Origin of the sequence: Mammaliicoccus sp. I-M35, assembly GCF_022386455.1 — a bacterium.
GTDB lineage: Bacteria > Bacillota > Bacilli > Staphylococcales > Staphylococcaceae > Mammaliicoccus > Mammaliicoccus sciuri_A.
On record NZ_JAJNIL010000002.1, the window covers coordinates 177,241 to 202,190 of the forward strand.

A 24,950-nucleotide genomic window follows, 5' to 3' on the forward strand; every position below is an offset into this window, starting at 1 on the left:
AGTGACGAAAGTCACTTCAATCATTTCTATATAAATACAATTTATTTAACACACACAAAGCAAATGAGTGCAATGATAATGTTTACCACACATAGATATTGTCTAGCTCAGAGTACTCCACCACATTTGAATGACTTATCGCGTGAACTCGTCTATGGTGGAGTGCGCGCTTTTTTATTTTAAATCCGTTTATACGGATTTTTTTTATTGCATTTTATTTTATAATAGGTAATATGTTTAAAGTAATAAATGCTTACAATTTCGTATGTATACTGTAAAATATATAGTAATTAACTTGTTGAAGGATGAATGTTATAGTGCAGGAAAATTTGATAAGGTTCTCGAACGTTACATTTAAATATGATGAAAATGAGCCAGCTGCACTTCGCGATGTTTCGTTTAATATACAAAAAGGCAAGTGGACATCCATTGTCGGACATAACGGTTCTGGAAAGTCTACAATTGCTAAATTAATGATGGGTATTAACCAAAATTATGAAGGTGAAATTGTAGTTGATGGCATCTTACTGTCGAACGATACAATTGATGAAGTGAGAAGACATGTCGGTATTGTATTTCAAAATCCTGATAATCAATTTATTGGTTCAACTGTAGAGTATGATGTAGCATTTGGTATGGAAAATCAAAGTATAGACTATCACGTTATGCATGAGGTAGTTGATGAGGTATTAACAGAAGTTGGCATGTCAGACATGAAGACATTCGAACCAAGTCATCTTTCAGGTGGACAGAAACAACGTGTCGCGATTGCAGGCATATTAGCGATGTCACCAGATATTATGATTTTAGATGAAGCGACAGCGATGCTTGATCCTGAAGGTAAAGAAAGTATTATGAACTTAATTAAATCTATTCAAAGTGAACACCACTTAACAGTTATCTCCATTACACATGATTTAGAAGAAGCTGTTAATGCTGATGAGATTATTGTGATGAATAAAGGTGAAGTTTATAAACAAGACATACCTGAAGAAATATTTAAGCAAGGTGCTTATTTAACTGAAATTGGTTTAGACTTACCTTTTGCTATGAGAATGAACTACTTGCTCAATCATAATTATGAATATACAACATTCGAACAGTTGGTGAATCGAATATGAAAATAGCGTTTGATAAAGTCACTTATGACTACAGTATAAAGACACCATATCAATATAGAGCTTTAAATCAAGTTTCGACGACATTCACAGAATCTAAATTTTATGCCATTGTTGGCCAAACAGGTTCTGGTAAATCAACATTAATTCAGCACTTAAATGCTATATTAAAGCCGACAGAGGGACAATTAACAATCGGTGATACGAATATTACGAAGAAGACGAAATCAAAGAAATTAGCGCCAGTGCGTAAAAAAGTAGGTATCGTCTTTCAATTTGCAGAACATCAATTATTTGAAGATACAGTTGAAAAAGATATTATTTTTGGACCGCTTAATTACGGTATGGATAAAGAAGCAGCTATTCAAAAAGCAGAATCTCTAATGGATTTGTTAAACATGGATCGTAGCTTATTAAAGAAATCGCCATTTGAGCTCTCAGGCGGTCAGAAACGACGTATAGCCATTGCAGGTGTATTAGCTATGGAACCTGAAATACTTGTCCTTGATGAGCCTACAGTGGGCTTAGATCCGAAAGGGCAGCATGATATGATGGAACTCTTCAATGACATCCATGAAAATCTCGGTATTACGGTTATATTAATTTCACACCAAATGGATATCGTACTTAAATATGCGGATGAAGTTAAAGTCATTAAAGCTGGTGAAATCGTTGCAGAAGATAAGCCAGTTAATATTTTTACAAATGAAGAACTTCTGAATCAAACGCATCTTGAACCACCTAATATTATTAAACTTCAACAAGCAGTTGAAGCTAAATATAATATGAAGTTTGATCAAATCGCGACGAGTGAAGAAATGTTTAAAGATATGTATGAAAAGCAGGTGAAGCCTCATGACTGATAAGTTAATAATCGGGCGATACATACCTGGTAATACAATTATCCATCGATTAGATTCACGCATGAAAATGCTATATGTATTTATATTTATGATATTAATATTCTTTTGTAATTCATGGGCATCTTATGGCTTTATGGTGTTAACCGTGTTAATTATTATGTATTTAGCACAAATAAGATTTTGGTTCTTAATTAAAGGACTCACACCTGTTATGCTACTGTTTATTTTTACGTTCATCATGCATTTAATTGTGACGAAAGGTGGACCAGTCATCATTGATTTAAAGCTATTCACAATTGAACAAAATGGTGTTATACAAGGTGCATTTATTGTTCTAAGACTTGCACTTTTAGTGATGATTTCAACAATCATGACGTTAACAACAAGTCCGATAAGCTTAACAGATGCAATAGAATCGATGTTGAGACCGTTAAAAAAGGTTAAGTTCCCAGTACATGAACTTGCAATGATGATGTCTATATCACTTAGATTTATCCCAACATTAATGGATGAATTAGATAGAATCATAAAAGCCCAAACATCAAGAGGATCTGACGTTACGGCAGGTAGTATATTTAATAGATTAAAGGCCATTATTCCACTACTCATTCCGATGTTTATATCGGCGTTTAAACGTGCAGATGATTTAGCAGTGGCTATGGAAGCTAGAGGTTATAATGCTTCAAATCAACGAACAACCTATCGTAAATTAAAATGGAAACTAAGAGATAGTATTGGATTCGCAACAATTATTGTTGTTGCGATAGCATTATATTTATTAAGGAATTGAGGTGCAGACTTTGAGAATGTTAGTGAAAATTTCATATCACGGTGGACAGTTTATGGGATTTCAAATTCAACATCATGAACGAACTGTGCAATATGAATTTGAGAGAATTCTAAAAAGAATGCATCAAACATTTGTAAGAATACATCCTTCAAGCAGAACTGATAAAGGCGTGCATGCAATAGAGCAGTATTTTCATTTTGATACACCATTAAATATTAAACCAGATAAATGGGAATATGCTTTTAATTCAGCATTGCCTAAAGATATACACGTACAAAGTGTAGAACAAATTGATGAAGACTTTCACTGTAGATATGATTGTGTCGGTAAGAAATATCGTTATAAAGTTTATATCGATCCAGAAAGACATGTATTCGAACATGACACAAAAGTACAGCAAAAGAAACCCGTTGATATTGATTTGATGAATCAAGCTGCACAACATTTTATAGGTACACATGACTTTACAAGTTTCTGTTCACAAAAGACTGAAGTACAAAATAAAGAACGTACCATTTATCAAAGTGAAGTCGTTGAAACAGATGACGGATTTGAATTTATCGTTACAGGATCAGGCTTTCTATACAATATGGTAAGAGTCATGGTCGCTTATTTAATACTCGTCGGTGAAGGGAAGAGAAGCGGTGATGATATTCATCAGCTTCTAAAAGACAAAGATCGAAATAAAGTACCACATACAGCACCAGCACATGGGCTATATTTAGAAAAAATTTACTTAGATAAAGCAGAACTTATTGAAGAGTTCGGAAATGATATCAAAATATATAATAAAAAGTCTTCAGAAAATGTTTAAAACCAATTGACAAAAAGACAAATAAATTATATTATAGACAACGGTATTGTTTTATATCACCACCACGATAAGCCCCGGAATCTTATTGTGTTTTAAGATATAGAAGCAGGAATCAGACTAAGGAAATAAGATGTATATATGAAGCTTTGGTACAGGTTAATATATACATCTTAACCCAGAACTTTTTTAAAATTTAGGAGGACACTATAATGCGTCAAACATTTATGGCTAATGAAGCAAACATCGATCGCAAATGGTACGTTGTTGATGCTGAAGGACAAACGTTAGGTCGTTTATCATCAGAAATCGCATCAATCTTACGCGGTAAACATAAAGTAACTTACACACCACACGTTGATACAGGAGATAACGTTATCATCATTAACGCTGAAAAAATCTACTTATCAGGTAATAAAGAACAAGATAAAATTTACTACCGTCACTCAAATCACCCAGGTGGATTAAAATCAGTATCTGCTGGTGAATTAAAAGAGAAAAACCCAGTTCGTTTATTAGAAACATCTATCAAAGGTATGTTACCTAAGAGCAAACTTGGTGAAAAACAAGGTAAAAAATTATTCGTATATGCTGGTGCAGAGCATCCACATGCTGCACAACAACCTGAAAACTACGAGTTACGTGGTTAATTAAGAGGAGGATACTACATTGGCACAAGTTGAATATAAAGGCACAGGTCGTCGTAAACATTCAGTAGCACGTGTACGTTTAGTACCTGGTGAAGGTAACGTAACAATTAACAAACGTGACGTACGTGACTACTTACCATTTGAATCATTAATTTTAGATTTAAACCAACCATTTGATGTAACTGAAACAAAAGGTAACTACGATGTTTTAGTAAACGTTCAAGGTGGAGGTTTCACTGGACAAGCACAAGCTATCCGTCACGGAATTGCACGTGCATTGTTAGAAGCAGATCCAGAATACCGTGGATCATTAAAACGCGCTGGATTACTTACACGTGACCCACGTATGAAAGAACGTAAGAAACCTGGTCTTAAAGGTGCTCGTCGTTCACCACAATTCTCAAAACGTTAATATGCCAAAGTTGTTGCGAACTTGTTCGCTTACAAATTTGGTACGCAAATTGCATATGCAATTTGTGTTCAACAAAATATGCGTTTCAACACTTCTCGAACAACTTCGAGGAGTGTTTTTTGTATGTGGAAATATATGTGGTGGTATAATATATTTAATATAAATAGAGAACTTAATATATTTAATGATAACTAAAAGGGGGGATCGTGATGAGTACAGAATTGGCAGTAAATAATAAAGTTCTATCTCGATACATTCATAATTCTAATACACCTATTGACGCTATAGCTAAACGTATTAAAAGTATAAATCTCATTCTCGATGGTAAGAAAAATCCTACTTTTAATCAGTTATCTACTATTTCAAAAATGATAAATGTACCAGTTGGCTTATTAATTTTAGATGATTATATTGAACCATATGAAGAAAAATTAGATTTTAGGACAATTAATTCATCTGATATTGAAGAGATGAGTAGTGAACTTAAAGATACGATTAAAGAAATGAGAGTTAAGCAAGATTTCTTGAAAGATGAAGTAGAAAATCATTTAGATTTTATAAACAAATTTAGTATCAATGATAATTATCAACATGTAGCAGAAGAGATTAGAAAATATTTAAATATAAATATTAATTACTTTGAAAATATCGATGATAATCCGTTTACTTATTTCCGTAATAAAATAAGTCAGATTGGTGTTTTTATTTTCTTGAATGGTAAGTATAAAGACAATACTCATAGAAATTTGAATATTAATGAATTCAGAGGATTTGTTTTAGCTGATCAAAAAGCACCTATTATTTTTATTAATCAAAAAGATTCTAAAAAAGGACAACTATTCACACTTGTTCATGAGCTTGTCCATTTATTTATAGGCTATGATGAAATATATAATATTAAAGAAATTAATCATAATAAATTTGATAAAGTAGAAGCCTTTGTAAATAAAGTTACAGCTGAAATATTAGTACCAAGTAAAATATTTGAGAATATAGGTAATAAGCCGGTAGATGAATTATTAAAAATTTTTCCGGTTAGCGAATATGTCCTTATAAGAAGACAATATGATTTTAACTTTATTACACATAATGAATATAAAGAACAGGTTAAAGTATTAGAAGAAAAATATAAAGAAATCAAAAATATTGATAGAAATAAAGGTGGAAACTATAAAAATAACTTGAACTTTAGGATGGATAAAAACTTTTTTAATTATGTTGAAAATGCAGTTAAGTCAGATAAAATTTCGTATACTGATGCTTTTAAAATATTAGGAGTAGGATATAAAGGTTATAAAATATTAGAGAACTAACTCTAAATAATGCATTACACTTCTCGAACAACTTCGAGGAGTGTTTTTTTAGGTAATGGTATAATATATTCCATAACCTTACAGACTAAAAGGGGACTTTTCGATGTATAAACATATTTTATTTGATTTGGACAATACTTTATTAGATTTTAATGCTGGTGAAAGGGAAGCGATTAGAGCGGTTTTTGAATCTGAGGGTATTGTGTTTAATGATTTGAATTTTAAACAGTATCAGGATATTAATAAGCGTTTATGGTTAGAGCTTGAGCAGGGCAAGGTTTCTAAGGATGATGTGTTAACGACTCGCTTTAAGGAGTTTTTTGAGTCATTTGATTTAAATGTTGATGCGCGTGCTAAAGAGGCTATTTTTAGAAAGACGTTGAATGATAATCATGAGCTGGTTGATGGTGCGAAAGATATATTAAGTTATTTGAAAGAAGCGGGTTATCATCTTTATAGTGCTTCTAATGGTGTTTATGAAACTCAGATGAAACGCTTGAATGATGCAGGTATTTTTGAATATTTTGATGATCATTTTATTTCAGAGAAAATTGGATTTGAAAAGCCTCATAAACAATTTTTTGAGCATTGTTTAAGTGGTGTTAAAGACGATGATGTGTCACATTATTTAATGATAGGAGATACGTTAACATCTGATATTGTTGGTGCGTATGAATATGGTATTGATTCATGTTACTTTGACCATCAAAATCTTTGTAACGGGGATATTGCGACATATGTTATAAATCATTTAGAAGCGTTAAAGGATATATTGAAATAAGCTGAGACGTATTGTCTCAGCTTTTATTGTGCTTATATTTAGTTCTCTTCGTTGATATACATTCTATAATAGAATCCTTGTTTCTCTATTAGTGTGTCGTGATTACCAGATTCTATAATGCCTTCTTTTGTTAGGACGTATATGTTATCTGCATTTCGGATTGTTGATAATCGATGGGCGATAACGATAGTTGTCCGATTGAGTGTCAGTTGTTCTAATGATTGTTGAACAACTTTCTCACTTAAATTATCTAAAGCACTTGTGGCTTCATCTAAGATGACGACTTCTGGATTTTTTAGAAACATTCTTGCGATACTAAGTCTTTGCTTTTGACCGCCAGAAAGTTTAGCACCTTTTTCACCAATTTGTGTGTGATAACCATTTGGCAGTTGTTGAATAAATTCATGTGCATTGGCTAATTTAGATGCATGAATGATTTCATCCATTGAAGCTTCAGGATTACCATATTTAATATTCTCGTAAACGGTACTTGAGAATATATAGACATCTTGTTGAACGATACCTATTTTTTGTCTAAGTTCTTCAAGAGGGATCGTTCTAATATCTTGATGATTAATCGTTATGGATCCTGATGTGACATCGTAAAATCTTGGTAGCAGATTGGCGATGGTTGATTTACCTGAACCTGATGGGCCAACTATCGCAATATATGCACCGGGTTCGATTGTTAAATTTAAATTATGGATAATATATTCTTGGTCATATTGAAAGTAAACATAATCAAATTGAATAGCACCATTTGAATGTTGTGTTTGTTGTTGGTGAGTATTCTCTGAAGTTATATCCGGTTTAAGTTGCATTAATTTAAAGAAGCGGTTAAAACCTGAAATACCTTCATTATATTGAACAGACAGCTTAACAAGTACTTCAATAGGTGTTGCGATATTACCTACATACAGTACGAATGCTAACAAATCCCCAATAGAAATTTCTTTTTTCATAATTAGTAATGCACCGAGTACAATGATGATGACAGGCATTGCTTGAATGATGGACCCTATAATCTCATTATATAGAGCTTCATATTTATGAACTTTCTTTTTGATTTCAATCGCTTTTTTATTAAGTGATTTATACTGATTACTTTCAAATGATTCATTCGTAAAAGATTTTGTAACTTTGATTCCTGATATTGTATTTTCTAAAAATCCATGAATTTCAGCATTGGTAGCTTTATCTTGTTCATAGATAGAAGAGAGCTTTTTGATGTAGTACCAATAAACCACAATCATAATAGGAATAAATAGCATCATCACAATTGTTAATTCTACATTGATATACAAGAGAATGACGACAGCACCTATAAAACGAATAATGTACATTAAGATATCTTCAGGACCGTGATGATATAACTCTGATAAGTTCTCAAGATCACCCGTTAATCTCGACATTAAGCCACCCGTACTATTTCGGTCAAAAAAGTGATGAGGTTGGCTTTGAATATGTTCATATAACTCTTCGCTCATATCTTTCTCCATCTTTGCACCCATAACATGACCATAATAATCTATAAAAATATGGCACAAAAATTGAATCAATATGAGCAATACCATAGCAGCACCTAGTAAGTAAATTTCTTTAACATGCGCTACAGAGAAATGTTGAATTAAATTCTCTGTGATATAACGAATAATCAATGGTATTACAAGCGTAATAACCGTAACAAGTAATGAACAAATTAAAGTTAAACCGAAAATTCGTTTATAAGGTCTGTAGTATGATATGAATTTTTTAAATTTCACAATAATAGCTCCTTAAGTTTTATTGGTGTCGTTTACCAATAAACTTAATACATTTCACTTAAAGGTAAACGACCTCAGTGGCAGTAGTTAAAAGGATACGATTATTATTTTTTCTCATGGTAATCTTCCTCTCTAGTGTAAAATTACAGTAAAGACTGTTACTGAGAGTATAAGTTAAAATCCAATAAAACACAACGTGGATGAGAATTACTTGATATAACTCTTTTTTTATCGAAAAACAATAATTTTTATTGATAAACAATAAAAAGAATGTTAAACTTTTATTGAAAAACGATAAAAGGGAGAGGTTTCGATGAGTAAAATTAGCAAAACTGAAAAACGTACTTATATGATTACGATAATTACTATGATCATTAATATTTTAATGCTGGGTCTTGTTCTTGTACGTTTCTTTTTCAAAGTACCTGTAAGTACAGCATTTGATTTAAGAGATGGCGTATTCTATTACTTAATATGCTTTACTATTCAATCGTTGTTAACAGTAGTTTTCTTTATATTCGTATTAAGTTTTATAAAAAATATCAATGAAAAAGATTTCTTTAATTCTGGGAATTACAATAAAATATTCTATTCTTCAATCATTATTATGATATATGCTACGTTAAATACTATGAAAAACAATATTGGGGTGGATGTAACATATAAAGAGTTATTAAATACTGCACCATTTACAACGGTATTGTTGTTGAATATTTCTTTAATGATGTTAAATTTCCTTACGATTTATAATGAATCTAAATCAATAAAAAAAGAAAATGATTTGACTGTTTAAGGGTGACAAGATGATAAAAATTAAATTAGATGAAATTTTAAAAGAAAGACATGTTTCTCTGACTGAACTTGCTCAAGAGGTAGATATTACGATCGCAAATTTATCTATTTTAAAGACTGGAAAAGCAAAAGCTGTTAGATTTAGTACACTAGAAGCAATATGTGAATACTTGGATTGTCAGCCTGGTGACATCATGGTTTATGAAAAGGATGCAGAGTGAAATTAAACTTTGTTATTTTTGCACTTGAATCATATATAGCGTATTCTAAATGTAATAAATGAATGAAGGTGATATATATGATTGAAAAGTTACATCAAGTCATGTTATATGTTGATGATCAAGAAAAAGCTGTTGAATTTTGGAAAGATGTAATGAACTTTGTTGTGAAGTCTGAAGAAGAGTTGCCTGAAGGTTTCAAGTCTGTAGAAATTGCACCTAGTGAAGATGCTGAAACGTCATTTGTATTATTTGATAAAGCTTTTATTGAAAAGTACAGTCCTGAAGTGAGTTTAGAAACACCTTCTTTAATGTTTAAAGCTTCGAATTTTGATGAATTATATAAGTCGTTAAAAGAACAAGGATTAACTGGTCATGATATTATAGAAATGCCTGAGGGTAGAGTATTTAATTTTCATGATAAGCAAGGTAATTATTTTGCAATTACTGAGTAAAAACGGAGGGAATTGAAATGATAGAAACGCAGTTCCGAATTTCTTATAGTATGTTATCTGATGTTGTCAAAGATATAGATGAGAAACAAGCGGATTTTCAACTGGAGTTAGCGAACAATAATATTAAATGGCAACTTGGTCACGTAATTGTGGCAAATGAATCATTTGTCTTTGGTACAAGTGAAGAAGGTAATATACTCGGTGAAAAGTTAGGTAAATCATTCTCACCAGGTACTTCACCACAAGATTTTACAGGTGTAGAACCAACTTTCCAAGAATTAAAAGGCATATTAAATCAACAACTAGAAAGAATATTAAATGCACTTGATGAACAAATGGACAAATCAAGAAAAGCACCGATAGCGAATATGGATACTTTTGCAGAAACAATTTCATTTGGCATATTGCATACGAATTATCATACTGGTCAAATTAAGTTGATGAAATCAATGTTAGATAAATTAGATCAAGGCGTATAAAAATATAGAGAGAAAAGAAACGATTATGTTTCTTTTCTCTCTTTTTCATTAGAACAGTCAAAGCATAATAATGTTTTGTCTTCTTGCACGACACCTTCTATAAAGCCACTATTACAATAAATATCTGTTTGGCATTTGGCACATTTACCTACGAATTCTTTTTCCATAGAATCACACCTTAAAATTCATTTTATGTACTTAAAAGTGATATGATAATTATGTATATACTAACATATTTTTATGGAGTGATAGAAATGGCTTTAGAGATGAAACCAAATTGCGAAAAATGCGGATATGAATTTCATAAGAAAAGTAATGCTTTTATATGTGTTCAAGAAACAACATACTGTAGAGAATGTGCGGAAAATTTATATTATGTATGTCCAGAATGTAATGGAGAACTTGTCGTTCGTCCGAAAGCAAAAGCTGATACTAAAACTGTAATGGGAGACCGTTAAGGATAAATGAGGTGATGGATTGAATATTCGAAGATTACAACTCAATGAGATAGAGAAAGTTGTTGCTGTATTTGATGACTATCGTGTTCATTTTGGACAACAATCAGATATAAAGATGACGTATGAATTTATATATAGAAATGTTTCTCGTGAAGATGCTGTTATATTTATAGCTGAAGCGAATGAGCAAGTGATAGGATTTGTACAGCTATACAAGATGTTGTCATCAATGAAAATGTCAAACCTACTTATTATTAATGATTTATTTTTAACAGCAGATGCGAGAGGTCAACGAATTGGTGAGCAATTAATGAACCAAGCATTTACTTATGGGAAAGAAAATGGATATGAGACAATATATTTAGAAACCGAAAAATCAAATAAAGCTGGTAATCGTTTATATCAAAAATTAGGCATGCAAATCGATGATGAACATAACTATTATCATAAACATTTATAAACAAGAGGTGACTTTTAGATGAAAGCAATTGGGTTTAGTAACAGTTTTGATTTGAAAGTATCAAATGAATTTGAAGAAAGAGATATACCAGTTCCAGAAGCTAAAGGAAGAAATCTTTTAGTGAATGTGAAAGCAGCGAGTATAAATCCTATAGATACGAAATCAAGAAATACATCAGATGGAGAATTTAAAATATTAGGGTATGATGCAGTAGGTGTTGTAGAAGCGGTTGGAGAAGAAGTAGAATTGTTCCACGTAGGTGATGAAGTATATTATTCTGGTACAAATACGAAGCAAGGATCGAATGCAGAGTATCAATTAGTTGATGAACGACTTGTGGGCATTAAACCAGAACACTTATCTTTCGTTGAATCAGCAGCTTTACCTTTAACTGCACTAACGTCATTTGAAGCATTATTAGAAGGCCTTAATATTTCATCTAACCCTGAAGATAATAAAGATAAGAAGTTACTAATTATTAATGGTGCAGGTGGTGTAGGTTCTGTAGCTACTCAAATTGCGAAACATTTGGGCCTAACAGTAATCACGACAGCTTCACGTAAAGAAACAAGAAGATGGTCAGAGAAAATGGGTGCTGACATCGTACTCAATCATAAACACCACTTACCAGATGAATTAAGAGCACATAAAATTAATCAAGTAGATTATATCTTTAATACACATAGTAGTGATGCATACTTTAATGTAATGGCAGAAATGATAAAGCCAAGAGGAAAAATCGTAGCACTTGTTAATTTTATGGATAAAGTAGATTTAAATTTATTAAAAGATAAAAGTGTGACATTCTCATTTGAATTTATGTTTACTAGACCAAAATATGAAACAGACGACATGATCGCACATCATGAATATTTGAGAAAGTTAACATATTTATTGGATAGAGGTACGATTAAAACGACAGTAAATAAGACACTAAAAGGATTAAGTGTAGAAACAATTACAGAGGCACATCGTTTAATAGAAGAAGGAAAAAGTATTGGTAAAATAGTTATAGAATATTAACAGTACTAATAGAAATGACGTTACGAACACTTCTGGTCAAATTTGTTCATAACGGGGGAGTTAATTACAAAAGTCGGCGGAAGTGTAACTATGGGGGTCTATAGTAACAAAAGTCGGCGGAAGTGTAACTAACGGCGCCGTCTCCAAATAAAATAATCTACAAAAAAGCACAACCTCACGCGAGGTTGTGCTTTTCTACATCTTAATAGTCGTTTTCGTTTGCGATACGTCTTAAGTGTGGATATTTAGAACGTATTACATATACAAGTAATGTTAGTGCTGCGAATACAATTGCGATAAGTCCTATAATAAGCATTGATTGTCCATAAGTTACGTCGCTTGTGAAGTTAAAGATATTTTCTCTTAATGCTTTAATTACATAACTCATTGGAGAGAATGGGTGTAAGTCTTGGAAGAACTTACCTGATAATTCTATTGGGAATGTACCTTCACTTGATCCTAATTGTAAGATCAATAGTATAATCGCTAAGAATTTACCGATATTACCTAATACAACTGTAAGGAATGTCACAATCATATATGCTGCAATACTCCATAAGATAAGTGTTAAAGTGAAGTGTCCTGGATTAGCGATATCAATTTCAAATCCGTATAAACATAGTACTGCTAGTGCTAATGCTGATCCTAAAGCTTGCATCATGAATATTGCAAACTTACTTAACCACCATTTGAATCCTGTAGAATCACCAATTCTTTTATCGATAGGGTAAACTGCTGAGAATGCAACTGCACCTACATATAAACTTAATGATAGGATATATGGTGCAAAGCTTTGACCATAGTTATTAACTTCTGTTAAATCATCTTCGTTTGATACGACTGGATTATTGATTGCTTTAACATTTTTATCTTCAAAGTATTTATCATCTGATTGTTTAATAGCTTTATCAATATTTGCTTTTAATTTGTCATTATTAGCTTGTAAATCACTTAAACCTTGAGATACTTTCATACTGCCTTGTAAAAGTTGTTGTCCTTCTGCGCCAGCCATTGGAGCAAGTTGTTCTAATCCAGATTCAACTTGTTTATTACCATCAATGAGTTGAGATTCTGCATCTGACATTTGTCCAAGTGCTTTAGAAGTATCTTTATAACCATCAGTTAATTTATTCATTCCTTTAAATGATTCTGAAATATATTTCTCACGAACAGATTCACTTAAATTATCTTCAACAGCTGTAATAGCTTTAGATGCGATTTGTGAACCAGTGTAACTATAACCAGGGTTCGTTTTGACATTTAAGTCGATTTTTTTAGGATTTTTGTCTAACATAGAACCTGCATTTTTAGTGGTTTCAGCTGGTATTGAAATGACAGCATAAGATTCACCATGTTCTAAATGTTTGTCTGCAGTTTCTTGAGAAACAAATTCCCATTTAAATTTATCATTGTCTTTTAATTTATCTACTACGTCTTTACCGATATCTGCCTTTTCACCATTGATTTTTCCACCGTTATCACTATTCACTACAGATATCTTTAATGAATCCGTCTTTCCGTATGGATCCCATAAAGAACCTACAAATACTGAACTATAAATAAGTGGAATAAGCATAATTGCTATAAGTGATACGAGTAGAAACTTATGTGTCCATAAATTTTTTATATCATCAAACATGATTAACATTGTCCTTTCCTGTTATAAGTTTATTTGCTTTCTCTAATTGTTTAACAAACGTTATAATTTCTTCGTCTGAAAAGTGAGAAGACAGTTTACGATTAAATGTTTCGTAAATAACATCTTCAGTACGCTTTACAAGTTCTAAACCTTTATCTGTAAGCAAAACAGATTTCTCTCTCTTATCTTCGCCTTGCTGAATAGCAATGAGGTCTAGATGCTTCAATTTATTAATTCTGTTTGATATTGCAGTCTTAAAGACACCTTGTTTAGAGGCAATAAAACTGTATGTGCATCTAGGAAAATCTTTAATAATTTTTAAAGTTTGATATTGTTCTTTAGAAACAACTTCATCTAACCCAGAATTATTTAAAATCTTTGCAACTTCACTGTGTATATTAATGATGGATTCTTGGAATAGGTTAAAAGCTTTTTTTAATTCTTCTTCCATGATTAGTACACCTCCTGTACTTAATACAAAGAGTATAGTACACCCTATGTACTATAATTGCAAGAGGTTTAACTCAAAAAAGATACAATCGTTTGCATGTAAAGGCTTTCTTTTGAAAATATATGGCTTATATTGTCGTAAATTATTAATGCAATCGTTTGCATAAAATTGTTGACTTTTTAACTTTTTACACATATGATAAATCTATATTAAATTTTGAAAGCGATTACAATTATGGAGGGTTTATCTATGGCTGAAATGAAATTAGAGAATATAAAGAAGACTTACGACAAAGGTAATACTGTAGTACATGATTTTAACTTACATATTAAAGATAAAGAGTTTATTGTTTTCGTTGGTCCATCAGGGTGTGGAAAGTCAACAACTTTGAGAATGATCGCAGGATTAGAAGACATTACATCAGGAAATTTTTTTATTGATGATCGAAGAATGAATGATGTCGCACCAAAAGATAGAGATATCGCAATGGTCTTTCAAAATTATGCTTTATACCCACATATGACAGTATATGACAATATGGCATTTGGACTTAAACTACGAAAAATGAATAAAAAAGAAATAGATAAAAGGGTTCAATACGCAGCTGAAATTCTTGGATTGAAGGAATATTTGCCAAGAAAACCTAAAGCTTTATCAGGTGGTCAAAGACAAAGGGTTGCATTAGGTCGAGCAATTGTAAGGGATGCGAAAGTATTCTTAATGGACGAACCTTTATCTAATTTAGACGCGAAATTAAGAGTTCAAATGAGAACAGAAATATTAAAGTTGCATGAACGATTACAAACTACAACGATTTATGTCACACATGACCAAACAGAAGCTTTAACGATGGCAACACGTATTGTTGTCTTAAAAGATGGCGATATTATGCAAATAGGTACACCACGTGAAGTATATGACGCACCAGAAAATGAATTTGTTGCACAATTCATTGGATCACCTGCAATGAATATTTTTGACGCAAAAGTTAATAAAGACGAGTTAGTGATTGGCAATCAAGTGATTAAATTAAATGAAAGTAAAGCACGCATGTTAAATCATAACGGCTATGATGGCAAGACGATACGATTCGGTATTCGACCAGAAGACATTCATGATGAACCTGTATTTATCAATGCTAATAAGGATGTAACTTTCAAGACTAAAGTACTTGTTAGTGAATTATTAGGTTCTGAAATTATGATTCACGGATTATTTAACGATGAAGAAATATGCGCCAAGTTAGATGCTAGAACAGTTATTCATCCAAATGATGAAATTGAGCTTGCTTTAGATTTAAATAAATGTCACTTCTTTGATAAAGAAACTGGAGAGAAAATTAAAAATTAATTGATTGAGTGAATTAACAATTAATGAAAGAAGGGGATTAGATGAAACATTTACTAAAAATTTGCTCAATATTACTCGTGACATTATTGCTTGCAAGTTGTGGTCCTAATCGAACACAAGAAGATATTGATAAAGCACTTAATGATGATGAAAAAACAGCCAAACCTAAGTCACTTACGATGTGGGTAGATGGCGATAGACAAATGGCTTTTTACAAGAAAGTAACGGAAGATTATACAAAAAAGACAGGTATTAAAGTCATTCTTAAAAATACAGCTCAAGATGATCAAGTAGATAACTTATCACTTGATGGTCCTTCAGGTAATGGACCTGACTTATTCTTCCAACCGCATGACCGTGCAGGAGATGCTTATTTACAAGGATTAGCGGCAGAAATTGATTTTACAGATGAAGAATTAAAAGGTTATTCCAAAGAAGCATTACAAGCTTTAAATTATGAAGGTAAACAGTTAGCATTACCCGTTATCGTAGAATCAACAGCTGTTGTCTATAACAAGAAACTCGTTAAGACACCACCAAAGACGATGGATGATGTTGAAAAAATCGCAAAAGATGTAACGGACAAAGATAAAAAGCAATATGGATTTATGTTTGATGCAAAAAACTTCTACTTTAATTATCCATTTTTATTCTCACAAGGCGGATACATATTTAAAGAAGAAAAAGATGGATTTAATACAAATGATGTTGCTGTAAATGATCCATCTGTCGTGAAAAATGGAGAGAGATTACAATCTTGGTATGACAAAGGTTATATTACGAAGTCAGCTAATCAAGATGTTATTGTAGGACTGTTTAAAGAAGGTAAAGTAGGCATGTTTGTAACAGGTCCTTGGCAAACGAATGAGTTTAAAGAAGCACTTGGCGATGATTTCGGAACTGCAACTTTCCCAACTGATAATGGTAAAGAAATGAAACCATTCTTAGGGGTAAGAGGTTGGTTTATATCCGAATATAGCGAAGAGAAGTACTGGGCTAAAAACTTAATGCTGTATTTAACAAATAAAGATAATATGCAGAAATATACAGATGAAATGCAAGAAATTACAGGTCGTACAGACGTTTCTTCTAAAAATGAATTATTAAAGCCATATGAAGAACAAGCTCAAAATGCCATTCCAATGCCAAACATTCCAGAGATGAGTCAAGTATGGGATCCGATGGGAAATGCAGCGACATTTATGTCCAACGGTAAAGACCCTAAAGAAGCACTTGATGAAGCGAAAAATGGTATTGATGAACAAGTAGAAATTATGAATGCATCTAAAAAATAAAAGAAGGTGTGAAAATGAGAAATCCAAAATTAGCAGCCATACTATCGATTATTCCAGGTATTGGCCAATTCTATAATAAAAGATATATAAAAGGTAGTATATTTATCGTATTTTTTATTAGTTTCATTTCAGTATTTTATCAATTTATGAATATTGGATTCTGGGGATTATTCACTTTAGGTACAGTGCCTAAACTAGATGATTCAAGGGTTCTATTAGCACAAGGTATCATTTCGTTATTATTAATTGCATTTGCGATCACTTTATATGTCGTAAATATCATAGATGCTTATCGTAATGCAGATCAATATAATAAAGGATTTGAAATTAAAGATCGTAAAGGTCGAATGACGGCAACATGGGATAAGACTTTCCCATATTTATTAATATCACCGGGTATCTTTTTATTAATCTTTGTTGTCGTATTTCCACTTTTATTCATGTGTTTTTTAGCTTTTACAAATTACAATTTGTATAATGCACCACCTAGACATTTATTAGAATGGGTAGGATTTGATAACTTTAAGTCTTTAGTTACAGTACCTATTTGGAAGACAACATTCTTTAACGTATTAACTTGGACGATTGTTTGGACTTTAGTAGCAACTACTTTACAAATCGCGTTAGCGTTATTACTCGCTATTATTGTTAATCATCCACTTATTAGATTTAAAAAGCTTATTAGAACAGTATTAATCTTACCTTGGGCAGTTCCATCGTTCGTGACAATATTAATCTTTGCGGCCATTTTTAATGATGATTTTGGTTCGATTAATAATGATATCCTACAACCATTATTCGGCATTGCACCAGCTTGGTTAAATGATCCATTCTGGGCAAAGGTTGCTTTAATCTTAATTCAAGTTTGGCTTGGATTCCCATTCGTATTTGCTTTATTCACAGGTGTTCTGCAAAGTATTTCATCAGATTGGTACGAAGCGGCAGATATGGACGGCGCATCAAGTTGGCAAAAATTTAGAAATATTACGTTTCCACATATTTTATTTGCGACTGCACCATTACTAATTATGCAATACGCAGGAAACTTTAATAACTTTAATTTAATTTACTTATTTAATAAAGGTGGTCCACCTGTTTCTGGTCAGAATGCAGGTAGTACAGATATCTTAATTTCATGGGTTTATCGATTAACATTTGATATGCAAAATTATAATATGGCTGCAACGATTTCATTAATTATTGGTGTGTTTATTGCCATTATTGCATTCTTACAATTTAGAAAGACAAGTACTTTTAAAGATGAGGGGGATATTTAATGAATAAGAAGAATAAAAATATATTAAGAGCGATTATCATGTATGGCATTTTGATTATTATGTTTATTATCATTATTTATCCATTACTGTGGACTTTAGGGTTATCACTGAACTCAGGTTCCAATCTTTATGGTTCTTCGATGATACCGAAAGATGCATCTTTGAAAAATTATATTTATTTACTAACTGATCCTTCAAGTGACTACCTTACTTGGTATAAGAATACTTTAATCGTGGCGACGGCTAATGCATTATTTTCAGTGATCTTTGTTGGTTTAACTTCATATGCATTTTCAAGATATCGTTTTGTCGGTAGAAAATACGGACTGATTGCATTTTTAATTTTACAAATGTTCCCTGTATTGATGGCAATGGTAGCAATTTATATCTTATTAAATACAATAGGCTTATTAGATTCACTATTCGGTCTTACGTTAATTTATATAGGTGGTTCCATTCCGATGAATGCTTTCTTAGTAAAAGGATATTTCGATACAATTCCTAAAGAATTAGATGAATCTGCTAAAATAGATGGTGCAGGACATATGAGAATATTTTTCACAATTATGTTACCGTTAGCTAAACCGATTCTAGCAGTTGTTGCATTATTTAATTTTATGGGACCATTTATGGACTTTATTTTGCCAAGAATTTTATTAAGAAGTCCTGAAAAATACACACTAGCAGTCGGATTATTTAATTTTATAAATGATAAATTCGGAAACAACTTTACAGTATTTGCTGCCGGGGCAATGATGATTGCAATACCAATTTCTATCGTATTCTTATTATTACAAAGATACTTAGTGACTGGTTTAACGGCAGGTGCTACAAAAGGATAATAAAGGAGTGATCTCGTGGTTACAATAAAAGATGTTGCGAAAGAAGCAAATGTTGCACCATCAACAGTATCAAGAGTGATTAGTGGGCATAAAAGTATAAGTGAAAAGACATCAAAGAAAGTAAAAGCTGTGATGAAGCAATTGGGCTATCAACCTAATATTGCCGCGAGAACACTTGTAACACAAAAATCTAAAACGATTGGTTTAATTTTAAAATCAGCTTCTAAAGAAATGACGCAAAATCCATTCTTTACAGATGTTCTGATGGGGATATCAATAGCCTGTAAACAAAGAGAATATTCAACGATTATGACAACGTCTGTTGAACAAGCTGACTTATTAGTTGAAGTAGAAAATCTCATTAAATCTAAATCGATAGATGGCTTTATTATGCTTTATTCAAAAGAGAATGATCCGGTTACACAACTACTCAAAAAATATCAATTTCCGTTTGTTGTTGTAGGTAAACAACTAGGCGAAAGAGAAATTATTCATATCGACAATGATAATGTCGAAGCAAGTCAAATGATTACAGAATTTATGATTGATAAAGGGCATGAGCATTTAGCTTTTATAGCTGAACCAGATTCATATGCTGTTGCATTAGACAGGGTAGAAGGCTTTAAGAAAGCTTGCGATAAACATGGTATTAACCAATATGACATTTACCATGCAAATCCTAACAGAGATGAAATATTAGCAATCATTAAAGAAATGAAAGAAAGTGCGACTTTTCCTACAGCGATTATTACATCAGATAGCATGATCAATATTAATTTATTAAGTGCATTATATGAACTTAATATAAGAGTGCCAGATGAAGTGATGACAGCAACTTTTAATGATTCATTTATTAATACTTTTGCATCACCACCTCAAACGGTCGTGAATATTTATCCTGAACATTTAGGTGAGGAAGCGGGTATAGCTTTAATTAAACTGATTGAGAATCCTAATATTTTAAGAAAAAATACGATTATTCCAACAGATATAATAGAGAGAAAATCAACGATAAAATAAGAGGTGACTGAATGATGGAGGAACGAATTTGGTGGAAAGAAGCGGTATGTTATCAAGTTTATCCTAGAAGTTTTAATGATTCTAACAATGATGGTATTGGTGACATAAACGGTATTAGAGAAAAGTTAGATTACTTGAAAGATCTAGGTATAGATGTGATTTGGGTTTCACCAATATTTAAATCACCTAATGATGATAATGGCTATGATATTAGTGATTATCAAGATATTATGGATGAGTTTGGAACGATGGAAGACTTTGAATTACTTTTAAAAGAGACACACGATAAAGGTATGAAACTCATATTGGATTTAGTCATCAATCATACATCAGATGAACATCCATGGTTTATCGAGTCTAAATCGAGTAAAGACAATCCTAAAAGAGATTGGTACATATGGCAAGAAGGAAAAGACGGCAAAGAACCTAATAACTGGGGAAGTATTTTCAACGGTTCAGCTTGGGAAAAAACTGAAGAAACTGATGAATACTACTTGCATATTTTCAGTAAAAAACAACCAGATTTAAATTGGGAGAATGAAGCGGTTCGCTCTGAATTATATAAAATGATTAACTGGTGGTTTGATAAAGGCATCGATGGTTTCCGCGTAGATGCGATTACACATATTCAAAAATCATTTGAAGATGGCGACATACCAGTCGAACCAGGTGATGAGCAGTATAAAGCAGCATTTGAACGTTATACGAATAGACCAGGTATATTAAATCATTTACGTGAATTGAGAGATGAAACATTCAATAAATATGACATTATGACAGTAGGAGAAGCAAATGGTGTCAGTACTGATGATGCGAATGATTGGGTAGGCTTTGATAATGGTATATTTAATATGATTTTTCAGTTCGAACATTTAGGATTATGGAATACAGAAGATAGTGGATTTGATGTTATTCAATATAAAAATATCATGTCTAAATGGCAAGACCAACTTGAAGGAGTTGGCTGGAATGCGCTATTTATCGAAAATCATGATCAACCAAGGCTCGTTTCAACTTGGGGAGATGATGAGCAGTATTGGTATGAAAGTGCAACAAGTCATGCGACAAATTATTTCTTACAAAAAGGGACACCGTTTATTTATCAAGGACAAGAAATAGGGATGACGAACTATCCGTTTGAATCATTAGAAGATTTTAATGATGTTTCAGTTAAAAATGAAATTAAATTGAAAGAACAAAATGGCGAAGATACATCATCTTTATTAAATAATTTGAGTAAAGTAAATAGAGACAATTCTCGTACAATGATGCAGTGGGATAATCGTGCGTATGCAGGATTTTCAACAACAGAACCATGGTTCCACGTAAATCCAAATTACAAAACGATCAACGTAGCAGATCAGTTAGAAGATGAACATTCTGTATTAAATTATTATAAGCGTTTGATTCAATTGAAAAAAGATTACGACGTGTTTAATTACGGTAAATACGAACTAGTCGATAAAGATCATAAACAAATTTATAGTTATAAGCGCATATTAGATAACGAAGAAGTCATTATTATGAGTAACTTAACAGGCGAAAAAGCTAGTATCACATATCCAGTCAATTTAGAAAAAAGTAAGTTATTATTACACAACTATATAACGATAGAAGATACAAACATATTAGAACCATTTGAAACAAGAGTATATCGAATAGAAGAATAATAAGTTGAAATCCGAGACAACAGGTTTTGTCTCGGATTTTTTATTTGTGTGTGGGAATGTAACGACCATAATTTGGAATAGTGGTAATAAAAAAGCACCCTTGTTAGGGACATTTCTCGGAATTCTGTCCGTAAGCGCCCTTGTTAGGGACATTATTCAGAATTCTGTCCCCAAGCGCCACATACAAGCTCATTCCCAAATTATCATTTCTTATTAACTCATATTGTTAACGCTTACCTATCTAAACGTTTTATAATGGAATAGAAAACATAGAATTCAACGGGAGGTCATTATATGAAGAAATTAATGAATGAAAAAACAAACTTTGTAGCGGATATGCTTAAGGGAATCGAAGTGATGGATAACTCAGTTGAAATTATTAGCGACAATGTTGTCGTTCGTAAAAATGTTAAAAAGAGTGGTGTTGCTTTAGTTTCTGGTGGTGGATCTGGTCACGAACCTGCACATGCTGGTTATGTTGCTGAAGGTATGTTAGATGCAGCTGTATGTGGTGAAGTCTTCACTTCTCCTACACCAGATAAAATTCTCGAAGCGATTAAACATGTCGCGACTGATGAAGGTGTCTTATTAATCATTAAGAACTATGCCGGAGATGTTATGAACTTTGAAATGGCGCAAGAGATGGCAGAAATGGAAGGTATTTCTTGCCAATCCGTTATCGTACGTGATGATATTTCTATTGAAAATGAACAAGATAGAAGAGGTGTAGCGGGTACAGTTCTTGTACATAAGTATGCCGGCTATCTATCTGATAATGGATATAACTTAGCAGCTATTAAAGAAAAAGTAGAATCATTTATTGAAAATATTAGAACGATTGGAATGGCCATTTATCCTTGTTTAGTACCAACAACTGGTCAATACGGATTTGATTTAGATGATAATAAAATGGAGATTGGTATTGGTATACATGGTGAACGTGGTATTTATCAAGAAAATATTGAAACAATCGATAAAATCATTAACCGTTTAATGCATGAACTTGAAAAGGAAGTTTCTGATAAATCATTAATTGTTATGATTAATGGTATGGGTGCGACACCAGATTCAGAACTTGCAATCATCGCACATTATTTTAATGAATATGCAGAACAAAATGAATTAGAGGTTAAAAAATACTTTGTAGGCAATTATATGACTGCACTGGATATGCAAGGATTTTCTATTACATTAGTGCCTTATCAACAAGAAGTTGAAGAAGCATTTAATGCACCGACAGAAAGTAAATATTTTAAATAGGAGGCATTTTAAATGAACGCAGAAACATTGTTAAACAAACTTAAAGATTTAAGTCATACATTTGAACAAGAAGAACAAAATTTAACACAATTAGACAGAGCAATTGGTGATGGCGACCATGGTGTTAATATGTTACGCGGATTTAAAGCAGTAGACGAAAAAGTTACAGGAGATACAGTAAGTGATGTATTGAAATCTACAGGCATGACTTTAATGAGTTCAGTAGGTGGTGCATCAGGTCCATTGTATGGATTTAGCTTTGTTAAAATGGCAGGTCTAGATTATGACGAAATCAGTTCTGATAATTTATTAGAATATATCAATACTTTTAAAGATGCAGTTGCTGCTAGAGGTAAAGTAACAGGTGGCGAAAAAACAATGTATGATGTGTTGTTAAAAGCCTCAGATCATTTATCAAATGGAGAGTCATTATCTGAAGATATGTTGCAACAGTTCGCTGAAGATACGAAAGATTTAGAAGCAACTAAAGGTAGAGCAGCCTATTTCAAAAAAGATTCTATAGGACATATAGATCCTGGTGCTCAAAGTATGGTATACGTATTAAAAGCTTTAAGTGAGGATGTGTAAACATGGCGACAATAGGTATTATTAGTCATAGTAACGATATCGCACAAGGTGTAAAAGCATTATTGGAACAAATGTCTCCAAGTGTTACAGTTATCGCAAAAGGCGGTACAAATGAAGGTGGAATCGGTACAAGTATTGATACAGTTAATGAAGTGATTGATGCATTAACTGAAGATGCATTGTTATTTTATGATATTGGTTCATCTGAAATGAATTTAGAAATGGCGTTAGACTTATATGACGGCGAATATAAATTGTACAAAGTAGACGGTCCCATTGTAGAAGGTGCATTTTTAGCAAGTGTATCTTTATCAACAGGTGCAACATTAGAAGAAGCAATGGAAAGTATTAAAAGAGAATTTCATCAATAATTTAAATTCTTTAAGATGAAATATATTTTAAATGATATAATTGCTCTACTAATGATTTTAACAAGGTGGAGAAAGAAGAATGAAGATATCGAACAAGAAATTATACGAAAAAGTTGCAGATGTCATCATATTAGATATTAATGAAGGTCGTTTGAAAATAGGAGACCGCTTACCATCTATAAAGGCTTTATCTGAAAGTTTTGGGGTAGGACAAGCAACGATAAGAGAAGCATTGAATGCGTTAAGAGCAATGGGATATGTAGAAATTAAACATGGGCAAGGGACTTTCATCGTTGAAAGAGAAGAAGTTTATTTTAATATCGAAGCAATTAATGGAGACGTTAAAGATATTGAAAATTTACTAGAAGTCCGTAAAATTGTTGAAGTCGGTGTATCAAGACTTGCAGCTGAAAAAAGAACGGATGATGACTTGCATGCTATTGAATCTGCATTAAAAGATATGAAACAAGCCATTCAAGACAATGAATTAGGAGAAGCTTCTGATTTGAAATTTCATTTAGCTGTAGTAGAAGCGGCTAAAAATGATATGCTTAAACAATTATTGTTAAATGTATCTGAAATTATGAGACATACAATGAAAGAAACAAGAAGGATTTATTTATATACGAAAAGTAAATCAATCGAGAAGTTATATAACGAGCATAAAGAAATTTTTGAAGCTATTAAATCTCAAAATGCAGAGCTTGCGCAACATAAGATGGCATTTCATTTAGAAGAAGTAGAAAAAGTTGTACTCAGTAATATTAAAAAAACAGAACAATAATACTTGATAATCATAAC

29 protein-coding genes are annotated in these 24,950 nt (G+C 32.1%); 25 read left to right on the top strand and 4 right to left on the bottom strand.

The window, feature by feature from the left end; genetic code table 11:
- The first annotated feature begins 314 nt into the window (after positions 1 to 314).
- From LQ679_RS03550 to LQ679_RS03585, 8 genes are all read left to right on the top strand, one after another.
- Complete coding sequence (locus LQ679_RS03550) at positions 315 to 1,121, top strand: energy-coupling factor transporter ATPase (protein ID WP_239762129.1); 807 nt, start codon at positions 315 to 317, stop codon at positions 1,119 to 1,121.
- Positions 1,118 to 1,981: an energy-coupling factor transporter ATPase gene (locus LQ679_RS03555; protein WP_159315442.1), complete on the top strand. Its 864-nt coding sequence runs from the start codon at positions 1,118 to 1,120 to the stop codon at positions 1,979 to 1,981. Before LQ679_RS03550 ends, LQ679_RS03555 begins: the two co-directional genes overlap by 4 nt.
- Positions 1,974 to 2,771 (top strand): energy-coupling factor transporter transmembrane component T family protein, encoded by a 798-nt coding sequence (locus LQ679_RS03560; protein ID WP_196307503.1) that lies wholly within the window; start codon positions 1,974 to 1,976, stop codon positions 2,769 to 2,771. Before LQ679_RS03555 ends, LQ679_RS03560 begins: the two co-directional genes overlap by 8 nt.
- A gap of 10 nt (positions 2,772 to 2,781) precedes the next feature.
- On the top strand, positions 2,782 to 3,585 hold the full coding sequence (gene truA / locus LQ679_RS03565) for a tRNA pseudouridine(38-40) synthase TruA (protein ID WP_239762093.1): 804 nt from the start codon (positions 2,782 to 2,784) through the stop codon (positions 3,583 to 3,585).
- Positions 3,586 to 3,794: 209 nt separating this feature from the next.
- Positions 3,795 to 4,232, top strand: a complete 438-nt coding sequence (gene rplM, locus LQ679_RS03570) for a 50S ribosomal protein L13 (RefSeq protein ID WP_025906474.1) — start codon at positions 3,795 to 3,797, stop codon at positions 4,230 to 4,232.
- Positions 4,233 to 4,251: 19 nt separating this feature from the next.
- Positions 4,252 to 4,644 carry a 30S ribosomal protein S9 gene (rpsI, locus tag LQ679_RS03575; protein WP_025906473.1) on the top strand — a complete coding sequence of 131 codons (393 nt, stop codon included), beginning with the start codon at positions 4,252 to 4,254 and terminating at the stop codon, positions 4,642 to 4,644.
- A gap of 209 nt (positions 4,645 to 4,853) precedes the next feature.
- Complete coding sequence (locus LQ679_RS03580) at positions 4,854 to 5,957, top strand: ImmA/IrrE family metallo-endopeptidase (RefSeq protein ID WP_239762094.1); 1,104 nt, start codon at positions 4,854 to 4,856, stop codon at positions 5,955 to 5,957.
- A gap of 103 nt (positions 5,958 to 6,060) precedes the next feature.
- Positions 6,061 to 6,738, top strand: a complete 678-nt coding sequence (locus LQ679_RS03585) for a YjjG family noncanonical pyrimidine nucleotidase (protein ID WP_239762095.1) — start codon at positions 6,061 to 6,063, stop codon at positions 6,736 to 6,738.
- Between the two features lie 38 nt (positions 6,739 to 6,776).
- Here LQ679_RS03585 and LQ679_RS14880 read toward each other — a convergent pair whose 3' ends face one another.
- Positions 6,777 to 8,501 (bottom strand): ABC transporter ATP-binding protein, encoded by a 1,725-nt coding sequence (locus LQ679_RS14880; RefSeq protein ID WP_239762096.1) that lies wholly within the window; start codon positions 8,499 to 8,501, stop codon positions 6,777 to 6,779.
- Positions 8,502 to 8,814: 313 nt separating this feature from the next.
- Here LQ679_RS14880 and LQ679_RS03595 point away from each other — a divergent pair, with 313 nt between their 5' ends.
- The 4 genes from LQ679_RS03595 to LQ679_RS03610 all read left to right on the top strand — a co-directional run bounded on the left by LQ679_RS03595 (position 8,815) and on the right by LQ679_RS03610 (position 10,445).
- A complete protein-coding gene (locus tag LQ679_RS03595; RefSeq protein WP_204258949.1) occupies positions 8,815 to 9,294 on the top strand; it encodes a hypothetical protein in 480 nt (159 codons plus the stop codon).
- A 10-nt stretch (positions 9,295 to 9,304) separates the two neighbouring features.
- On the top strand, positions 9,305 to 9,514 hold the full coding sequence (locus tag LQ679_RS03600) for a helix-turn-helix domain-containing protein (protein ID WP_025906456.1): 210 nt from the start codon (positions 9,305 to 9,307) through the stop codon (positions 9,512 to 9,514).
- Positions 9,515 to 9,594: 80 nt separating this feature from the next.
- Positions 9,595 to 9,966 (top strand): VOC family protein, encoded by a 372-nt coding sequence (locus LQ679_RS03605; RefSeq protein ID WP_239762130.1) that lies wholly within the window; start codon positions 9,595 to 9,597, stop codon positions 9,964 to 9,966.
- A 17-nt stretch (positions 9,967 to 9,983) separates the two neighbouring features.
- Positions 9,984 to 10,445 (top strand): DinB family protein, encoded by a 462-nt coding sequence (locus LQ679_RS03610; RefSeq protein ID WP_126477234.1) that lies wholly within the window; start codon positions 9,984 to 9,986, stop codon positions 10,443 to 10,445.
- A 23-nt stretch (positions 10,446 to 10,468) separates the two neighbouring features.
- Here LQ679_RS03610 and LQ679_RS03615 read toward each other — a convergent pair whose 3' ends face one another.
- Positions 10,469 to 10,612 (bottom strand): hypothetical protein, encoded by a 144-nt coding sequence (locus LQ679_RS03615; RefSeq protein WP_167739975.1) that lies wholly within the window; start codon positions 10,610 to 10,612, stop codon positions 10,469 to 10,471.
- Positions 10,613 to 10,699: 87 nt separating this feature from the next.
- Between LQ679_RS03615 and LQ679_RS03620 the strand changes: the two genes are divergently transcribed.
- Genes LQ679_RS03620 through LQ679_RS03630 form a run of 3 tightly spaced genes read left to right on the top strand, consistent with a single transcriptional unit; the run spans position 10,700 to position 12,386 of the window.
- Positions 10,700 to 10,903, top strand: coding sequence for a DUF1272 domain-containing protein (locus LQ679_RS03620; protein ID WP_037589002.1), 204 nt, complete (start codon positions 10,700 to 10,702; stop codon positions 10,901 to 10,903).
- Between the two features lie 19 nt (positions 10,904 to 10,922).
- A complete protein-coding gene (locus LQ679_RS03625) occupies positions 10,923 to 11,363 on the top strand; it encodes a GNAT family N-acetyltransferase (protein ID WP_191836470.1) in 441 nt (146 codons plus the stop codon).
- Positions 11,364 to 11,381: 18 nt separating this feature from the next.
- A complete protein-coding gene (locus tag LQ679_RS03630) occupies positions 11,382 to 12,386 on the top strand; it encodes a zinc-binding alcohol dehydrogenase family protein (protein ID WP_239762097.1) in 1,005 nt (334 codons plus the stop codon).
- Positions 12,387 to 12,588: 202 nt separating this feature from the next.
- On the opposite strand, the gene LQ679_RS03635 is transcribed toward LQ679_RS03630, so the two are convergent.
- Both LQ679_RS03635 and LQ679_RS03640 read right to left on the bottom strand, forming a co-directional pair.
- Entirely contained in the window at positions 12,589 to 14,025 is a 1,437-nt protein-coding gene (locus LQ679_RS03635) for a YhgE/Pip domain-containing protein (RefSeq protein ID WP_025906449.1), read from the bottom strand.
- The gene (locus LQ679_RS03640; RefSeq protein WP_025906446.1) at positions 14,018 to 14,476 is read right to left on the bottom strand and encodes a MarR family winged helix-turn-helix transcriptional regulator; all 459 of its coding nucleotides are present in this window, start codon (positions 14,474 to 14,476) and stop codon (positions 14,018 to 14,020) included. Before LQ679_RS03640 ends, LQ679_RS03635 begins: the two co-directional genes overlap by 8 nt.
- Before the next feature lie 249 nt (positions 14,477 to 14,725).
- Here LQ679_RS03640 and LQ679_RS03645 point away from each other — a divergent pair, with 249 nt between their 5' ends.
- The 10 genes from LQ679_RS03645 to LQ679_RS03690 all read left to right on the top strand — a co-directional run bounded on the left by LQ679_RS03645 (position 14,726) and on the right by LQ679_RS03690 (position 24,933).
- Positions 14,726 to 15,826 carry an ABC transporter ATP-binding protein gene (locus tag LQ679_RS03645; RefSeq protein WP_058611907.1) on the top strand — a complete coding sequence of 367 codons (1,101 nt, stop codon included), beginning with the start codon at positions 14,726 to 14,728 and terminating at the stop codon, positions 15,824 to 15,826.
- 41 nt (positions 15,827 to 15,867) lie between these two features.
- Positions 15,868 to 17,121, top strand: a complete 1,254-nt coding sequence (locus tag LQ679_RS03650; RefSeq protein ID WP_037588998.1) for an extracellular solute-binding protein — start codon at positions 15,868 to 15,870, stop codon at positions 17,119 to 17,121.
- Positions 17,122 to 17,129: 8 nt separating this feature from the next.
- Positions 17,130 to 18,398 (top strand): sugar ABC transporter permease, encoded by a 1,269-nt coding sequence (locus LQ679_RS03655; RefSeq protein WP_107609238.1) that lies wholly within the window; start codon positions 17,130 to 17,132, stop codon positions 18,396 to 18,398.
- On the top strand, positions 18,398 to 19,240 hold the full coding sequence (locus LQ679_RS03660; RefSeq protein ID WP_025906438.1) for a sugar ABC transporter permease: 843 nt from the start codon (positions 18,398 to 18,400) through the stop codon (positions 19,238 to 19,240). The genes LQ679_RS03655 and LQ679_RS03660 overlap by 1 nt, the downstream gene beginning before the upstream one ends.
- A 15-nt stretch (positions 19,241 to 19,255) precedes the next feature.
- Positions 19,256 to 20,260 carry a LacI family DNA-binding transcriptional regulator gene (locus LQ679_RS03665; protein WP_037588996.1) on the top strand — a complete coding sequence of 335 codons (1,005 nt, stop codon included), beginning with the start codon at positions 19,256 to 19,258 and terminating at the stop codon, positions 20,258 to 20,260.
- A gap of 14 nt (positions 20,261 to 20,274) precedes the next feature.
- Entirely contained in the window at positions 20,275 to 21,930 is a 1,656-nt protein-coding gene (locus LQ679_RS03670) for an alpha-glucosidase (RefSeq protein ID WP_239762132.1), read from the top strand.
- 294 nt (positions 21,931 to 22,224) lie between these two features.
- Positions 22,225 to 23,190: a dihydroxyacetone kinase subunit DhaK gene (dhaK, locus tag LQ679_RS03675; protein ID WP_075578131.1), complete on the top strand. Its 966-nt coding sequence runs from the start codon at positions 22,225 to 22,227 to the stop codon at positions 23,188 to 23,190.
- Between the two features lie 12 nt (positions 23,191 to 23,202).
- A complete protein-coding gene (gene dhaL, locus LQ679_RS03680) occupies positions 23,203 to 23,778 on the top strand; it encodes a dihydroxyacetone kinase subunit DhaL (protein ID WP_239762098.1) in 576 nt (191 codons plus the stop codon).
- Positions 23,779 to 23,780: 2 nt separating this feature from the next.
- A complete protein-coding gene (gene dhaM, locus LQ679_RS03685; protein ID WP_025906428.1) occupies positions 23,781 to 24,149 on the top strand; it encodes a dihydroxyacetone kinase phosphoryl donor subunit DhaM in 369 nt (122 codons plus the stop codon).
- Between the two features lie 79 nt (positions 24,150 to 24,228).
- Positions 24,229 to 24,933, top strand: coding sequence for a FadR/GntR family transcriptional regulator (locus LQ679_RS03690; protein WP_025906426.1), 705 nt, complete (start codon positions 24,229 to 24,231; stop codon positions 24,931 to 24,933).
- Positions 24,934 to 24,950: the final 17 nt, after the last annotated feature.

What these genes read in the sequence shown, in the direction of transcription:
- LQ679_RS03555 (WP_159315442.1), top strand. Translation starts at nt 1,118, where the DNA reads ATGAAAATAGCGTTTGATAAAGTCACTTATGACTACAGTATAAAGACA.
- LQ679_RS03560 (WP_196307503.1), top strand. Translation starts at nt 1,974, where the DNA reads ATGACTGATAAGTTAATAATCGGGCGATACATACCTGGTAATACAATT.
- rplM (WP_025906474.1), top strand. Translation starts at nt 3,795, where the DNA reads ATGCGTCAAACATTTATGGCTAATGAAGCAAACATCGATCGCAAATGG.
- LQ679_RS03580 (WP_239762094.1), top strand. Translation starts at nt 4,854, where the DNA reads ATGAGTACAGAATTGGCAGTAAATAATAAAGTTCTATCTCGATACATT.
- LQ679_RS03585 (WP_239762095.1), top strand. Translation starts at nt 6,061, where the DNA reads ATGTATAAACATATTTTATTTGATTTGGACAATACTTTATTAGATTTT.
- LQ679_RS03595 (WP_204258949.1), top strand. Translation starts at nt 8,815, where the DNA reads ATGAGTAAAATTAGCAAAACTGAAAAACGTACTTATATGATTACGATA.
- LQ679_RS03600 (WP_025906456.1), top strand. Translation starts at nt 9,305, where the DNA reads ATGATAAAAATTAAATTAGATGAAATTTTAAAAGAAAGACATGTTTCT.
- LQ679_RS03610 (WP_126477234.1), top strand. Translation starts at nt 9,984, where the DNA reads ATGATAGAAACGCAGTTCCGAATTTCTTATAGTATGTTATCTGATGTT.
- LQ679_RS03615 (WP_167739975.1), bottom strand. Translation starts at nt 10,612, where the DNA reads ATGGAAAAAGAATTCGTAGGTAAATGTGCCAAATGCCAAACAGATATT.
- LQ679_RS03620 (WP_037589002.1), top strand. Translation starts at nt 10,700, where the DNA reads ATGGCTTTAGAGATGAAACCAAATTGCGAAAAATGCGGATATGAATTT.
- LQ679_RS03630 (WP_239762097.1), top strand. Translation starts at nt 11,382, where the DNA reads ATGAAAGCAATTGGGTTTAGTAACAGTTTTGATTTGAAAGTATCAAAT.
- LQ679_RS03635 (WP_025906449.1), bottom strand. Translation starts at nt 14,025, where the DNA reads ATGTTTGATGATATAAAAAATTTATGGACACATAAGTTTCTACTCGTA.
- LQ679_RS03640 (WP_025906446.1), bottom strand. Translation starts at nt 14,476, where the DNA reads ATGGAAGAAGAATTAAAAAAAGCTTTTAACCTATTCCAAGAATCCATC.
- LQ679_RS03645 (WP_058611907.1), top strand. Translation starts at nt 14,726, where the DNA reads ATGGCTGAAATGAAATTAGAGAATATAAAGAAGACTTACGACAAAGGT.
- LQ679_RS03650 (WP_037588998.1), top strand. Translation starts at nt 15,868, where the DNA reads ATGAAACATTTACTAAAAATTTGCTCAATATTACTCGTGACATTATTG.
- LQ679_RS03660 (WP_025906438.1), top strand. Translation starts at nt 18,398, where the DNA reads ATGAATAAGAAGAATAAAAATATATTAAGAGCGATTATCATGTATGGC.
- LQ679_RS03670 (WP_239762132.1), top strand. Translation starts at nt 20,275, where the DNA reads ATGGAGGAACGAATTTGGTGGAAAGAAGCGGTATGTTATCAAGTTTAT.
- dhaK (WP_075578131.1), top strand. Translation starts at nt 22,225, where the DNA reads ATGAAGAAATTAATGAATGAAAAAACAAACTTTGTAGCGGATATGCTT.
- dhaL (WP_239762098.1), top strand. Translation starts at nt 23,203, where the DNA reads ATGAACGCAGAAACATTGTTAAACAAACTTAAAGATTTAAGTCATACA.
- dhaM (WP_025906428.1), top strand. Translation starts at nt 23,781, where the DNA reads ATGGCGACAATAGGTATTATTAGTCATAGTAACGATATCGCACAAGGT.
- LQ679_RS03690 (WP_025906426.1), top strand. Translation starts at nt 24,229, where the DNA reads ATGAAGATATCGAACAAGAAATTATACGAAAAAGTTGCAGATGTCATC.